This window comes from Sphingobacterium sp. UBA865 (genome assembly GCF_002295765.1).
In the GTDB taxonomy this organism is placed as follows: Bacteria; Bacteroidota; Bacteroidia; order Sphingobacteriales; family Sphingobacteriaceae; genus Sphingobacterium; species Sphingobacterium multivorum.
Window position 1 is genome coordinate 112,516 of record NZ_DBGB01000013.1, and the last position, 14,250, is coordinate 126,765.

The window sequence follows — 14,250 nt, forward strand, 5'->3', positions numbered from 1 at the left end:
TTAATAATCTTTTATTTCACAAACAATTGTTTGAGTTGGTCAACAATCTGTCCATTTCCGGAAACCGAAATCGTATTGATCTTTTCTGCGATCTTTTCGACATATTCCATTTCCTTCAACTTAAACAACATACTGTTTTCTTCCATCAGTTTCGCCGTATTCAACAGACTCCGTGTCGAAGCGGTCTCTTCGCGACGCATGATGCTATTTGCCTGCGCCCTCTTCTCTGCAATCAACACCTGGTTCATGATGTCCCGCACATCCCCTGGTAAAATAACATCTTTAACACCGCAGGTCAACAGTGTTAGTCCCATGCTCGCAACCTGTTGTAATGTATTTTCTAAGATATAGCCTTGTATTTCAGTCTTCCGCTCCATCAGCTCGTCTAACGTCATCTGCCCGATATAGGACCGTAGGGTCAACTGCATCAACGAATACAATTGCTTCTCGTGGTCTTTATTATTCAATAGTGCTTTGACAATATCCACAATCTGATATTGCAGCGTGAAATTGATTCTGATCTGTGCTTTATCTTTAGACAAGATCTCCTGTCCTACCACCTCCAAGGTCAAAACCCGCATATCAGCTTTTGAAATCGCTATGGTTTTTGCATTCTTCCACCAATAATACGTTCCCGACTTCAAGATATCCACAAACACACCGTCTACAAAAAGCAGGGCTTTCTCATTTGGTTCAATTTTATACTGACGTACATAATAGCTCAAACTCTGTTTCTCCAACAACTGACGATTTAAAGATGCCGGAACCTCAATCTCCGCAATGTCTTCCAGTTGAAATCTGCGTTCACGCAATTCCTTCCAAAAAACATGTCTGCCGGAGGCTAACGTCTTTTCGAAATTATTATTCAAAAAAACAAGACAAATCTCCGTATCGCCCACCTCAACGATGTCAACCAATTCACTAAAACCTGCCAACTGCAAAAGCACATCGATATTACGATCGGAAGGAAATGAATGAGTAGTTGTATATTTCTCCAGTTTTTCACCAAATCCCAACCAATAGTTACCGGATTTTAAAACACGGACCACCATATTGTTTTTAATAACCAATCCGATTTCCGCTGTAGTTATCTGTACTCTTTTCATTTGTATATTCTTTTAAATTTTAATTATTGCTATTATAAAACCTGCTATTTTTTATCCCTTGACCTCAAGCGGGATTCAAAAGCCCAAGTATCCGCTTTTAAAATCAAAAGTCGGTGAACAAATACCCCATCTTATTGGTCACGACTTTTTAGTATAAATTCAAATACCACATCTTAGGAATCTCAGGCCATCAATCAATTGCATAGTCGCATGAAAACAGCGCATAAGCAGGATAAAAAGATAGCAAGCTTCTACCAAATGACCTTTTTAAAGAAGGTCTTAACTTTGAATGTCCGAATGGACAGTTCGGTGCAATACCCTTATGCTATTCCATCCGAAAATGGAAGTGGGATTCGAACCCACACGATTGAGCTGTTGTTCTACCCAGACTGAACTATCCTGATTGCTCAGGAGTAGGAATCGAACCTACGACCCACAACTATCTGCTCTGCTCTACCCTTGAGCTACCTTTTTACGGGAGAGGACTCGAACCTCTAACACGAGCACTTTCCTTTCAACTTCTCGTTTTATCAGTATATTGATTCTCATAGAGAACAATACTAACCTGCTATACTGAAACAGGTGACCAGGATGCCACTGAAGAAGAAAGGCTTCTTTAATACTTCATCAAGAAGTATATATCTTAAAGCTATTCGCTATAATTTCATCAAAGAACGTTTGTCATTGTTGACATTACAAATATCGTTGGGTTAATGCGCAGGGAATTTGCGTAGAAAAAAAAAGAAGTAAAAAAAATATAGAGAAAACATAAAATGCTGTTATACAGCAATTAAAAATAAATAATTAGCATCAGAAAGAAACAAGGGACTCTTAACTACGCAGATGTATTGCGTTTATACGCCACACGATCGGCACACAGAGCTTTGCTTTATTTCAACAAGAATGGGAAATAGGATTTTTTGGTAAATATGCTGTAGAAATATAGCGGTAATCCGTGATCGTGTTATGGGATTTATATCCTAATTTTACACCCAAATAAAAGACGATATCAAAAGATGAAAAGTTTGTATGCAACAATACTGCTGTTTTACATGCTAGCGAGCTGTATAAATCCAACGAAAAACCATAAAAGCACTGCAGTGGAACATCCTGCAAAGCAGGTTTTAATCAACGACGGCACAGGCACAGTGAAGCAAAACACGACAATTGCTCAGCATCAGCAAGCGGAAGATTGGTTAAAAGAGATTTTTAAATGTAAAAGTTCTGCATCCGGCAAATATTGTTACTATCTGGACAAAGAAGATGCCTTATGTACCAAACGCTTTCAGGCGTTCTTAAAAGATGCCAATGAAATTTACGGGCCATCTAACCTCACAGATGAAGAACTGCCCAAAGCTGAAGCAGCTTACAAAGCTAAATGGGAAAAAATCTATCCCTTATATACAGCGGAAACCTGGTTATTTGGAAGAGGTAATGACGACGCATTGGATATCAAGGATGTTAAAATCGACAAAATAACGGAGAGCAAGTTTATCGTATTTATTGATTACGGCGATAATATCCGAACCAAAAACGAGGTTCAATTGGTCCATGAGCAAGGTTCTTATAAAATAGACTACTGCAAGACGACTTTCCTACATTAACCGTAATCCCTCCTAAAAAATGAGCATGCCAATTCCCCAGACGATAAATTGGCATGTCAAATGTTCTTATTATGTGCTATTTTAATCAAGCTTGTGAACTATTGTTCCATTTGACGAGATTTCCCTGATGAATAAGCCCATGGACGGTCGAGATCCGAGAAACTGCTTCTGCTGAACAACTCGCGTCGACAAAAAGAAGGCTAGCATCATCTCCTACTTTCGGCCATACCGAATTCCCGTGGTCATCAAGCGGGATTTTGCCATTGGTCGCATAACAAAGGCAACGAGATAGCTCGAATTCAGTTTCATAACCATATAATTGCGCGGCTAGATTGGCTTTCTGAAGCATATTACCACTACCAAAAGTACCCCAATGATCCTGAACATTGTCGTTCCCAACAAAAACTTCCACTCCCGCCTTTTTCAGTTCCCGAAATGGCATCAACATATTGCGGAAAGGAACCGAACTGCATATACCGACTTTCGCTTCTGCCAGTCGTTCGGCTATGTGTTCTAAGTCTTTTTTCGGCAGGTAGCCTAAGGCGAAAGCATGACTGATAAATGTGCGTCCCTGTAATGCGGGGTTTTCCAATGCTTTATCAATCAAATATTCCATAGTTTTAACACCTGATTCTCCACCTTCATGCAAGTGGATATCGATTCCCTTGTTATTGTCCAATGCAAGTCGAACCGTCAAGTCCATCGGTTTCTCGATACTGCCGTCAATACTAAAGGGATCCAAACCACCGATAAAATCCACCTGTTCCCATTTTGCAACTTCCTCCATTAACTTCGCGGATTCTGTATAGAATAGACCATGTTGGGGGAATGCGACCAGTTCTGCAGCAAAGGAATACTTTAAATGTTCCAGTGCCTGTAACAGATGTTCCAATGACTTCGTCCCCGATGTTGGGTCTACATTAAAATGTGCGCGCGCAAAATTTGTTCCGTAGCCCTGCAATAGCGCAATCAATTTTTCGGCCCGTTCGACAGAGGTTTTCAACAATTCAGGGATGATGATCTGTTCCTTGGCAATCATATCTTTTACAGTCCTGTTTTTTGGAAATACCGCCTTCCAGGGCAGGCCGTATAAAGTTTTATCTAAATGAATGTGCATGTCACGGAATGGCGGTAAGGCCAATTTACCTTTCATGTCGAAGCCTTTTCCGTCAATCCCCGATTGCGCTGGCTCTATATTTTTTATTTTATTTGCCTCGATTTGAATATCAAATAATGCCGTTTTCGTAGCAACAATTTCTTCCTTCTCATAAAGAAAGCCTGTTTCTAGCAATACGTTCCTCAACAAATAAGTATCTTGATTTTGATTGATTTCATTCATGCTTAAATCATTTTCACCAAAGCTAAGTGATTTGGGACAATGATCCTTGTAAGAATTATCACAGCTTGTGTAGAAATTATGGCTGCGCTTTAAACTGACTTGGTGTCATATTTGTATGGCATTTAAAAAACTTGCTGAAGCTTGCATTATCGTAAAATCCCAGATCAAAGACAATAGCTTTGATCGTTTTATCCGAAATTTTAAGCAAGCGCTTTGCTTCCAATAACACGCGTTCCTGAATCAAAAATGAAGCTGACTTGTGTAACACCCGATTACTTAACACATTCAGATAGTTTGCGGATATATTTAGCTTCTCGGCATAAAAAGCAACGGATTTTTCACTTTTATACCATTCATCGATAAGCTGAACAAATTTTGCCACAATCGGATTATCCTGAGGTTGTTCATAATCATGATAATTATCCTGAACGATCTTGCTAATCAGAAGGGCGATTACTTTAACCCGCGCGTAAATCAATTCCCATAGGATATGGTCGTCCGCTAGATCAGCTGCAATTGCTTTAAATTCTGCCAATAGCGACTGAAAGTGGATCGCTGAAAGATCAATGACCAAATGCTTTAGATAATAAGAAATAGGAAATCGTAATGCAGGTAATAAGCTTTCGAACCAACGTCTGCTGATCATGAGCTGCAATGCATGGGTCGAGTCGTCCATCTTCCACTGATGTACCTGACCTGGAAAAACGAGATGTAATTGATTACATCCAAGCGTAAAGTGATCGAAGTCTATGGTATGCGTACCTACAGACTCTTCAAATAATAAGAGAATAAAAAAATCATGTTTATGCGGTTCATTAATTTCCCGAGGACCAATAAGTTCGTGAAAAAGCAGGTCACAATCCGCAATAATCCCTTCCTGGAATTTTTGCAGATCTAGTATTGGAAAATGGTCGTTGGGTTGATACATAAACAGTATTCCAAAGATAGTATCTAAATATTAAAACAAAAAACAAAAGCTAGTGAGAGCTGGTAACAATACTAAAAATTACTTCCAACTTATGACCAGCTTCGTACTGTAAACACAGTGAGTCCACAGTAAGTCCACGTTGAGTCCACCTTTTTTATGTGCAATTACCGTGGCTTCATCATACAGACATACTGCTTACAGTCCGAAGTTGATTCCTAATAGGCTATCATTTTTTCTAACGAAGCCCTTAAGCTTGCCCGCAATTATTGACAGAAATTGTTACGATTATCATTATTGATTAATATCAAAAAAACGTTACTTTGAAATAGTTTATAGGGTCTGATTTAGGTCGAATGCCTATGCCTCATTTCCAACTTAAGATCGAAACATGCAAATTGAAATAGGGAGTATATTTTACGAAATAGTACTTTGGAATAAAGATTACATCCAGATTCTAGGTAGTTCATCACCCTATCGTGTATACGCTCCAGCGCATTGCGATGTTGCTTTCCTCAAAGAGTACATTAAGCTAAATCCTCCAGAAAATAAATCGGAAGATTCATCCTATTCCTATCTGGAAGATCCCTACTACCTATTTGGAAAACCTTATTTGGTCAAGATTTATCCGTCCGCAATGCTACCAACTGTTGAATTGACAGCAACGAGCATATGTGTATATCAAAAGAAGGACACAAATACCTTGAACTTACTGTACAAATGGTGCCAGGAATTACTCTACCATGAAGTCGTCAAGCAAATTGCTTACTGGGAGGAGCAATTGGATATATATGATGTGGCAACAGTGACCATCCGTAAACTACCCAAAAGTGATTTTAGAATCGTTGAAGGTGGATTTCAATTTTCAAATCGACTCATTGATTTTAAAAAAGAACACATCAATCTAATTATTCTAAAGGCTTTCTGTAAATTTGCGGATAAGACCCGAAAGGAAACAGAAGCAATTTTCAATCTATATATCCCAAACTGGAGAGATCTTTATTAGCATATTATAATAAAATGGCAGAAATTAGCATCAGAATAGCGATAGAAAAAGACAGTTTAATCATACCATTCACCGATCAAGAGCTCCTACCATTCGTCGACAAACATCAGAAAGAAATCAATGATTACGTTATCGATCAATTGGAAGATAAAGATGGCGGCCCGCATTTAAGTGACTTTAGCGTCAACAGGCTGACTTTTTTTGCTGATCAGAAAGGCGGCTCTTTTAGACTTCATTTTAAAATTGACCGTCAATTTTGCTGCAGTGATCTTTTATCTTGTCAAACGGATTATATAGACTTTAAATTCAATAAATCGAACAATACAATCACATTAACAGGAGGTTATATATCTTGGACAACTCAATAAAAGAGAGGCGAATACCCGAGCGTTATCAAGTTAATACAAGTTCATTTTCTTTCTATTGGTCGAGAGGTCTTGGCGTGGAATTGCTTCGCAAATTGCCGACTAAACCTTCGATCGCTGCTGCCGATCAATTTGTACCTTTACTCGATCAATTTGACAATAGCTGCGACCAGCTTGTCGAACAGCTCCACCTAAAAATTGGTTTCCCTCAAGGTCAACAACTGCTTAAAGATGCACTTGCAGGAAAGCCTATTGATGCAGCATACGAACCCATATTGCAGAATTTTCTACAGACATTGGATCTCAGTCCCTCTTGGTTAGATTGGGATAAAATAGAGCAAGGCATTGGCGTCAGCCAACGTTCGGGCTTATCAGGACTTGTCGTATTACGGGACTATGTCCTCATGGGGGGCTATGAATCCAGTGCCATCAATAAACCCCTAATTTTTACAGGTGCGTTAAAAAAAGGTGCTGTCAAAAGGCTCACCGAAACGGTCACCTTTTGGGTTGACGTCACAGGTAACAATGCACTGAAAAAGGGTAATATCGGCATTGAGGCCATCCTACTTACCCGATGTATCCATTCGTATGCTCGGTTAAATATTCTAAAGCACGGTCAGTGGCAAACAGAAAAATGGGGCATCCCTTTAAACACTTGGGATATGCTTGCGACCAACCTCGGATTCTCTCTTGTTTATCTAACAGGGCTAAAACGCATGAAATTCAATATATTGAAAAGCGAGGTTGATGGTTTATTCCATGTTTACAAATTTATCGGGACATTGCTGGGCATTCCCACGCAATTGCTACCCGACACCGAGGAGCAAGCTATTGAAGCGTTGTATTATTGGACGATGACCCAACAATCAGGAGATCAGGATAGTTTAGCCTTAGCAAAAGCGCTCATGGAAGAGCCCATTAAAGCAGCCTACCCCACAAACAAATGGGGACGAAAGCTTATGCGTGAAATTCATCTCTACTACAATCATTATCTATTGGGAGACTATTCGTGTTCATTACTTGGTTTAAGGAAAACGGTACTCGGTAAAATCGCTTATGTGAATATCTTAAAAAATAAAAAAGCAAATCATATGATCACCGACAGCCTATGGCGACAACAACAGATTGACAAAGGAAGAAAGATACACGAGGGTGTGAAACAAATCTATCTGAAATACAATTAACCAACATTGCGCTCGTAAGGCACCCGTGTCGCAATGGACCGTCCTAAGGTCAGTTCATCCACATATTCCAATTCACCACCAAAGGCTATACCGCGGGCAATGGTTGTAATTTTAACATCAAACTCACGCAATTTGCGATATAAATAAAAAATGGTGGTATCCCCTTCCATTGTTGCTGAAAGTGCCAGAATAACTTCTTCCACCTCACCTCTTTGAATTCGATTGAGTAATCCCTCAATTTTTAGATCCGCAGGACCAATACCGTCCATTGGCGAAATTAACCCACCCAATACATGATATACACCTTGATAGGAATTTGTATTTTCAATGGCCATCACATCACGTGTATCTTCCACAACACAAATCAAGCTTTTATCACGTTTAAAGGAGGCACATATCTCACATATACTGTGATCCGAAATATTGAAACATTCCTGGCAATACTGAATATCTTCTTTCAAGCGATCAATAGCGGCTGTAAAACGGGCTACATCCGCATCGGATTGCTTCAGCAGATGCAAAACCAGTCGTAATGCTGTCTTTTGCCCTACGCCTGGTAGTTTTCCAAATTCAGCGACGGCATTCTCAAGAAGTTTAGAAGAAAAATTCATAATGCAAATGTAAGAATAATCAGAAAAAGTAGCTACTATTAAAAAAATAGCTATATTGTATTCCTTTTTGAAAAATTGGAATTTAGAATTAAATGTATAACGTTATATATGGACATTACAAAAGAAGATAAAATTATCCGCGCATTTGAAAACAAAACATGGCAGGAAATTAAAGTTAAGGACTCATGGCAGATTTTTAAAGTGATGTCAGAGTTTGTGGACGGATTTGAGAAATTGGCAAAAATTGGTCCCTGTGTATCGATATTTGGATCAGCACGTACGCCACGTGAACACAAATATTATCAAATGGCGGTCGATATTGCCAGTTTATTGACAGAACGCGGTTATGGTATTATCTCGGGCGGTGGACCTGGAATTATGGAAGCAGCCAATAAAGGTGCTTATGAATCCGGAGGAAAGTCTGTTGGTCTAAATATTGAATTACCATTTGAGCAGTTTCACAACAAATATATTGATCGCGACAAACTACTTGAATTCAAGTACTTTTTCGTCAGAAAAGTGATGTTCATGAAGTATTCTCAGGGTTATATTGTTATGCCAGGAGGCTTTGGAACCATGGATGAGCTTTTTGAAGCAATCACATTGATTCAAACCGGCAAAATTGCACGTTTTCCGATCGTGTTGGTTGGCTCTGAATATTGGAAAGGGTTGATGGACTGGGTTCAGAATACAATGATTCCTAACAAATATATCAGCGAAGAAGATTTGAAACTATACCGTATTGTCGATACTGCCGAAGAGGCTGCGGATCATATTTTCCGATTCTACGACAAATACTTGTTGAAACCAAACTTCTAAGAAGTACCCGTAAAAAAAGAGTCCCTGAATCAACAGATACTCTTTTTTTTTGCCTATTTGCCCTCCCCTTGGTCTTTGTAAAATAGGTATTTAGCTGTTCAAAACCAGCTTTTACAGATTAAAGTTGCATTATTGCCAATTTAGTCCCTACATTTATAGCACGATTCGCATTACACGTCGTTAACCGTAGAAAAACAAATTATTGTCTTGCATGAAAGATTTTGGAGGCCATTCAGATGAAGAGTTGATTGTATTGGTTCAACAAGACGATAGCTTAGCTTTCGAAGCTTTGTATGATCGCTATTGGAAAAAGCTTTATTACCAGGCTGCGCGCAAAACAAATTCGCTGGAAGACGCGCAGGAAATCGTTCAAAACATCTTTACTTCGCTTTGGCTGAGACGCCATCAACTCCAAATTGAAAGCAATCTCGCCTCCTACCTCGCTGTGGCCGTTAAATACAAAGTCTTTAAATATCTGGCGCAACAATACAAGCAGGAAGTTTTTAAACACGATACGGAATGGGCCGATTTCGATAACTCGACGGAAGATTGGCTTCAGTTTGAAGAACTTCGAGTTCGGCTGGATCAGCTTGTTTCGGAACTGCCCGAAAAATGCCAGCTTGTTTTCAAATTATCCCGCGAAGAAGGACTCACTTATAAACAGATCGCTGAGCACATGAACATCTCTGTGAAAACGGTCGAAACCCAATTAAGCCGTGCCTTAAAAAAAATACGCGCTGGTATTCAGCGCTTTCTGATTACTTTGTGATTTTTTTTCTCTACTTGTCAGGGTATCAACCCAATCTAGGGACTCTATATATAAATAACCCCTAAATATGGTTGATCATAATCAATTCCGGATAAAGCAATTGGCTTACAAATGGCTTCAAGGCACATGTACCCCTGAAGAGGATGCCGAATTGCAAGAGTGGTATGAAACAAGTAATGGCGAACCTCTCCCTGTTCCTGAGGGGCTGGCAACCGATGAACAACAACTCAAAGAGCTGTTATTTTCCAATATAAAGCAGGAAATCCAAGCGTCAAAAATCAGGCGAATCCCGCAACGGGTGAAGTTGGGTGGAATAGCTGCTGCTTTGGCACTGTTGTTTATATTACCCCTTTACCTTGTTAAAAGAACATCTGGAGATAGCCAGCGGGTAGCCGTGAAGATGCAACAACAGGTTCACCCGGGCATTAAGGCGGCCGTATTAACTTTAGCCGATGGAACTAAAATTGATCTTTCTGCCCAGCAACAGAGCGTTCTCCATCAGGATGAACAGGTGAAAGTAATTACGACTGCTTCCGGAACCGTGCAATATCAATTTACAGCCAGTAGGAAAACTGCTACAAGCCGTACCAATACCATTGAAACCCCGATTGGAACAGAGTATACGATCATTTTGGCCGATGGCAGTAAGGTGTGGCTAAATGCTGGATCCGTGCTGACGTTTCCTGAATCTTTTGCGTCGAATAGCCGGGAAGTAAAATTATCTGGGGAGGGCTATTTTGAGGTCAGCCACGATAGCAAGCGCCCCTTCTATGTGCGATCCAATGAACAGACCATTCGTGTATTCGGAACCCATTTTAATGTACGCTCTTATCCAAATGAAAACAATAAAACCACACTTATAGCCGGTTCTGTACAAGTCTCGCAATTCGGTAAGTCAAAAATGCTGAAACCTGGTCAAGCAGCATTTACCACTGGCGGGAATCTTATCGTAGCAGAAGCCAATATCGAAGAAGCAATGGCCTGGAAAAATGGTTTTTTCTATTTCGAATCGACACCCATTAAAGATGCGCTTGCCGCCATAAAACGCTGGTATAATGTGGATATCGTGTATAAAGGAACAAATGAAAAGCGTGAACTGACAGGTAAGATAAAACGCAATTCAACTGCCCAGCAACTGGTTGAGACCCTCAACTTTCTGGATATAAAATGCCGATTGGAAAACAATAAAATTGAAGTTGAACTCTAAATTATCTAATATAAAACAAACTTACCCAACTAATTATGCACAAACTTAAAACCATCCAAGGGGCTGGTAAAAAGGCAAAACTATTTGCTGCTTTACTTGCTATCCAATGCGTTTCCCATGCAAATAATTTGGCGATGGCGAATGTAAACCAATCTAAAATCAAGTTACAAGACAAGGAATACACTTTGGCAAAGTTTGCTAAAGAAATCGAGCGTCAGAGTTCTTATGTGTTTCTGTACGATAACTCACAGATTAATGATAACCAAAAAATCCGCATAAACCATAAAGATGGTTCTATTGTTGAAATTCTGGATGACAACCTGAAAGAGCTGTCGTATTCATACAAAATTGTCAACAACACCATTGTCCTAAAAAAGAAAATAAATGACATACCTTTAAGAAACACGATCAATATACAACAGCTTGTCAAAGGGCGCGTTACCGATGGCGACGGTAAAGCATTAACAGGGGTCACCATCCGCAATACAACAACAGGTAAACAAACGGAAACAGACAGTAAAGGTGAGTTTTCTATTGAAGCGACTACTACCCATCAACTCAGCTTTAGTTCAATAGGTTATGAGACTATCAGTAGTACGGTAGGTTCCAATAGTTACCTCAATATACAGCTAAAAACTGCCAACAACCAACTGGAACAGATCGTTGTGGTCGGTTTTGGAACACAGAAGAAAAAAGACATCACGGGAGCCATTGCAACCATGAGTACAAAAGATATTGAAGATCGCCCTGTGACCCAATTAGCGAGTGCTATGGAGGGCAAAATGGCGGGGGTGGAAATTGTAAAATCTTCCGGACAACCTCAAGCTGGTTTCTCTATTCGCGTTCGCGGAACTTCAACAATTACTGCAGGTAGCAATCCATTATACATTGTAGATGGTGTTCCTACTGAAAACATATCGGAGCTCAATCCATCCGATATTCAAAGCATTTCTGTATTAAAGGATGCTGCTTCAGCCGCTGTCTATGGATCTTCTGGCGCAAATGGCGTTGTATTGATTACAACCAAAAGAGGAACAAACGGTAAGACACAGGTAAATTTCGAAACCTATCAAGGATTTTCAGGCATCAGAAAAAAGCCTAGTGTTCTAAATGCGGCACAATATAGAGAATTAATGACTGAGATGGGAGAAGCCTTGGATTGGTCGAAATATACCGCTGATACAAACTGGCCAGATCAGCTATTCCGCACCGGTCACAGCCAAAAATACCAGGCTTCAGTACGCGGTGGAGATGAAAAGACAGGTTTTTACATCTCGGGATCTTATCAAAAAGATAATGGTACGGTCATCACAAATACAGTAAACAAGGTCAATTTCAAGGTTAATTTGGATCATCAGATCAATAAAATCTTTAAGGTGGGGACCAGCTTATCGTACAACCGTTGGTACGACGTGGATATTACCGAGAACTCCCGAAATGGAGTCATCATGAATGCTTATCTGGGCTCTCCAGTAATCGGAATATATGGCGACAAAGGTGCTTTCACAGTAGATCCATTCTATACAGATCTTGACAACCCCGTTGCATTGGCAACAGGCAACGAGCACAGCTATATCAACAACAGATTTACAGGAAATGCCTTTGTGGAAGCCAATATCCTACCTGGATTAAAATTCAAATCGCTGTTTGGGTATGAGAAATTTAACAACCAGTACCGCAGTTTCGTAGATCCTTTTCGTACAACGGAAGGTCGAAAATATAAGGGTATGGCAACGCTCCAGCAGCAGGACAATCAGTATTGGATGTCCGAAAATACATTAAACTATAATAGAACCTTTAGTGACAAGCACCATTTTACAGGCTTATTAGGCTATATTACAACGAAAACACAAACAACAACCTCAAATATTGCTACGCAAAATTTTGCTAATCCAGCAATCCACACGGTCAATGGTGGTTCGATGATCACAGCGATGCCTACGGCAGTAGACGCCGCTGTATCCACTGTATCTGGCATCGCAAAAATTGGTTATGATTATAACGACAAGTACCTATTTACAGCAAATCTGCGGGCTGACGCATCATCTGTATTTGGCCCAAATAACCGCTGGGGCTACTTCCCTTCTTTCTCTGCCGGTTGGCGTTTATCCAATGAAGATTTCTTCAGTTCGCTGAAAAACACCGTAAACGATTTGAAAATCCGTGCGAGTTGGGGTAAAGTTGGAAATAGCCAAATTCCGGCCTTTTCCTATCTCGGTTTAGTCGACGTGACAGGATCATATAACATCGGCGACCAAGTTGTACCCGGTTATACGCCTGCTACCCTGGACAATCCCAATTTAAAATGGGAAACAACAAATCAGACCGATATTGGTGTGGATGCCAGTTTCTTTAATTCGAGATTGATATTTGGTGCAGATTATTATGCAAAAAGGACTGTAGGCCTACTTCTCAGCTCAAGGGTTCCGTACAGTTCGGGCTATAGAACTGCGCTGAAAAACTTAGGCGACCTACAAAATAGAGGTTTTGAATTCGAATTGAGTAGCCGAAATTTCGTTCACGATTTCAAATGGAATACAACTGTGACCTTTGGGCTCAATCGCAATAAAGTCCTGAATATTGATGGCGGAACCTATTATGACGGAAATATCGATGGTCGGGGTAATAGTACGATTGCAAAAGAAGGCGTTGCATTGGGGTCCTTCTGGGGCTATATCGCAAAAGGCGTCAATCCAGAGACCGGAGATATGATCTATCAGATGGCTGATCCGGAAACAGGTCTTCAAACAAGTGATATGGCTATCATCGGGAATGCTACACCAAAATTCTCTTATGGCATGACCAATGATTTCAGCTATAAGAACTTCAACTTTTCCTTTTTCTTACAGGGGGTACAGGGAAATGATATCCTTAATGCGACGCGTATTTATACAGAAGGTATGTGGGAACCGAGAAACCAAAGTGTTGCCGTGTTAAACAGATGGACTGTTGATAACAACAACAGTACTATGCCACGTCCGGATCTAAACAATACAGATGACAACTACAATTCACAAATTTCCTCCCGTTTTGTAGAGAAAGGTTCTTACCTCAGGGTAAAATCGATGACCCTGGCCTACACGCTACCTAAACAAGTGCTTGAAAGATGGAAGCTCAATAAGGTCCGTTTTTATGTGACGGGCGAGAATCTGTTAACATTCACCAAATACTCAGGTTTGGATCCTGAGGTAAGCATGTATGGGGGAACTAATCAGCAAACCGTGAGCTCCAATATGGCGCCCGGTATCGATTTTGGTACTTCGCCGCAGGCACGCACCTTTATTGTTGGTTTAAACCTAACTTTTTAACCTTTTA

The 14,250-nt window shown here is 40.2% G+C and carries 13 protein-coding genes and 1 tRNA gene; 9 read left to right on the plus strand and 5 right to left on the minus strand.

The features are described from left to right. Positions 1-11 precede the first annotated feature (11 nt). A complete protein-coding gene (locus B2O97_RS07705; RefSeq protein WP_070563995.1) occupies positions 12-1,106 on the minus strand; it encodes a slipin family protein in 1,095 nt (364 codons plus the stop codon). Positions 1,107-1,316: 210 nt separating this feature from the next. Between B2O97_RS07705 and B2O97_RS07710 the strand changes: the two genes are divergently transcribed. Then, the gene (locus B2O97_RS07710; protein WP_046673477.1) at positions 1,317-1,499 is read left to right on the plus strand and encodes a hypothetical protein; all 183 of its coding nucleotides are present in this window, start codon (positions 1,317-1,319) and stop codon (positions 1,497-1,499) included. 14 nt (positions 1,500-1,513) lie between these two features. Here B2O97_RS07710 and B2O97_RS07715 read toward each other — a convergent pair. Then, positions 1,514-1,575, minus strand: a tRNA-OTHER gene (locus B2O97_RS07715). Positions 1,576-2,122: 547 nt separating this feature from the next. On the opposite strand from B2O97_RS07715, the gene B2O97_RS07720 reads away from it, so the two are divergent. Next, entirely contained in the window at positions 2,123-2,710 is a 588-nt protein-coding gene (locus tag B2O97_RS07720; RefSeq protein WP_236560204.1) for a hypothetical protein, read from the plus strand. Between the two features lie 85 nt (positions 2,711-2,795). Here B2O97_RS07720 and B2O97_RS07725 read toward each other — a convergent pair whose 3' ends face one another. Both B2O97_RS07725 and B2O97_RS07730 read right to left on the minus strand, forming a co-directional pair. Continuing rightward, a complete protein-coding gene (locus B2O97_RS07725; RefSeq protein ID WP_286767216.1) occupies positions 2,796-4,049 on the minus strand; it encodes an amidohydrolase in 1,254 nt (417 codons plus the stop codon). Between the two features lie 76 nt (positions 4,050-4,125). Next, a complete protein-coding gene (locus tag B2O97_RS07730) occupies positions 4,126-4,977 on the minus strand; it encodes an AraC family transcriptional regulator (RefSeq protein WP_286767217.1) in 852 nt (283 codons plus the stop codon). Between the two features lie 388 nt (positions 4,978-5,365). Between B2O97_RS07730 and B2O97_RS07735 the strand changes: the two genes are divergently transcribed. The 3 genes from B2O97_RS07735 to B2O97_RS07745 are packed head-to-tail and all read left to right on the plus strand — an operon-like array spanning position 5,366 to position 7,529. Continuing rightward, complete coding sequence (locus B2O97_RS07735) at positions 5,366-5,980, plus strand: hypothetical protein (RefSeq protein ID WP_286767218.1); 615 nt, start codon at positions 5,366-5,368, stop codon at positions 5,978-5,980. 14 nt (positions 5,981-5,994) lie between these two features. After that, positions 5,995-6,348: a hypothetical protein gene (locus B2O97_RS07740; RefSeq protein ID WP_286767219.1), complete on the plus strand. Its 354-nt coding sequence runs from the start codon at positions 5,995-5,997 to the stop codon at positions 6,346-6,348. After that, complete coding sequence (locus tag B2O97_RS07745; RefSeq protein ID WP_286767220.1) at positions 6,333-7,529, plus strand: oxygenase MpaB family protein; 1,197 nt, start codon at positions 6,333-6,335, stop codon at positions 7,527-7,529. The genes B2O97_RS07740 and B2O97_RS07745 overlap by 16 nt, the downstream gene beginning before the upstream one ends. On the opposite strand, the gene recR is transcribed toward B2O97_RS07745, so the two are convergent. Then, complete coding sequence (recR, locus tag B2O97_RS07750; RefSeq protein ID WP_046673482.1) at positions 7,526-8,140, minus strand: recombination mediator RecR; 615 nt, start codon at positions 8,138-8,140, stop codon at positions 7,526-7,528. The genes B2O97_RS07745 and recR overlap by 4 nt on opposite strands. Positions 8,141-8,254: 114 nt before the next feature. Between recR and B2O97_RS07755 the strand changes: the two genes are divergently transcribed. The 4 genes from B2O97_RS07755 (at position 8,255) to B2O97_RS07770 (ending at position 14,243) form a co-directional block, all read left to right on the plus strand. Further along, on the plus strand, positions 8,255-8,959 hold the full coding sequence (locus B2O97_RS07755) for a TIGR00730 family Rossman fold protein (RefSeq protein WP_046673602.1): 705 nt from the start codon (positions 8,255-8,257) through the stop codon (positions 8,957-8,959). 211 nt (positions 8,960-9,170) lie between these two features. Then, on the plus strand, positions 9,171-9,728 hold the full coding sequence (locus B2O97_RS07760; protein WP_286767221.1) for an RNA polymerase sigma-70 factor: 558 nt from the start codon (positions 9,171-9,173) through the stop codon (positions 9,726-9,728). Positions 9,729-9,795: 67 nt separating this feature from the next. Beyond that, positions 9,796-10,935, plus strand: a complete 1,140-nt coding sequence (locus tag B2O97_RS07765) for a FecR family protein (RefSeq protein ID WP_286767222.1) — start codon at positions 9,796-9,798, stop codon at positions 10,933-10,935. A 35-nt stretch (positions 10,936-10,970) separates the two neighbouring features. Further along, positions 10,971-14,243, plus strand: a complete 3,273-nt coding sequence (locus tag B2O97_RS07770) for a TonB-dependent receptor (RefSeq protein ID WP_115048725.1) — start codon at positions 10,971-10,973, stop codon at positions 14,241-14,243. The last annotated feature ends 7 nt before the right edge of the window (positions 14,244-14,250 follow it).

Coding starts and splice junctions, on each gene's coding strand:
- B2O97_RS07705 (WP_070563995.1), bottom strand. CDS start 1,106: ATGAAAAGAGTACAGATAACTACAGCGGAAATCGGATTGGTTATTAAA.
- B2O97_RS07710 (WP_046673477.1), top strand. CDS start 1,317: ATGAAAACAGCGCATAAGCAGGATAAAAAGATAGCAAGCTTCTACCAA.
- B2O97_RS07720 (WP_236560204.1), top strand. CDS start 2,123: ATGAAAAGTTTGTATGCAACAATACTGCTGTTTTACATGCTAGCGAGC.
- B2O97_RS07725 (WP_286767216.1), bottom strand. CDS start 4,049: ATGAATGAAATCAATCAAAATCAAGATACTTATTTGTTGAGGAACGTA.
- B2O97_RS07730 (WP_286767217.1), bottom strand. CDS start 4,977: ATGTATCAACCCAACGACCATTTTCCAATACTAGATCTGCAAAAATTC.
- B2O97_RS07735 (WP_286767218.1), top strand. CDS start 5,366: ATGCAAATTGAAATAGGGAGTATATTTTACGAAATAGTACTTTGGAAT.
- B2O97_RS07740 (WP_286767219.1), top strand. CDS start 5,995: ATGGCAGAAATTAGCATCAGAATAGCGATAGAAAAAGACAGTTTAATC.
- recR (WP_046673482.1), bottom strand. CDS start 8,140: ATGAATTTTTCTTCTAAACTTCTTGAGAATGCCGTCGCTGAATTTGGA.
- B2O97_RS07760 (WP_286767221.1), top strand. CDS start 9,171: ATGAAAGATTTTGGAGGCCATTCAGATGAAGAGTTGATTGTATTGGTT.
- B2O97_RS07765 (WP_286767222.1), top strand. CDS start 9,796: ATGGTTGATCATAATCAATTCCGGATAAAGCAATTGGCTTACAAATGG.
- B2O97_RS07770 (WP_115048725.1), top strand. CDS start 10,971: ATGCACAAACTTAAAACCATCCAAGGGGCTGGTAAAAAGGCAAAACTA.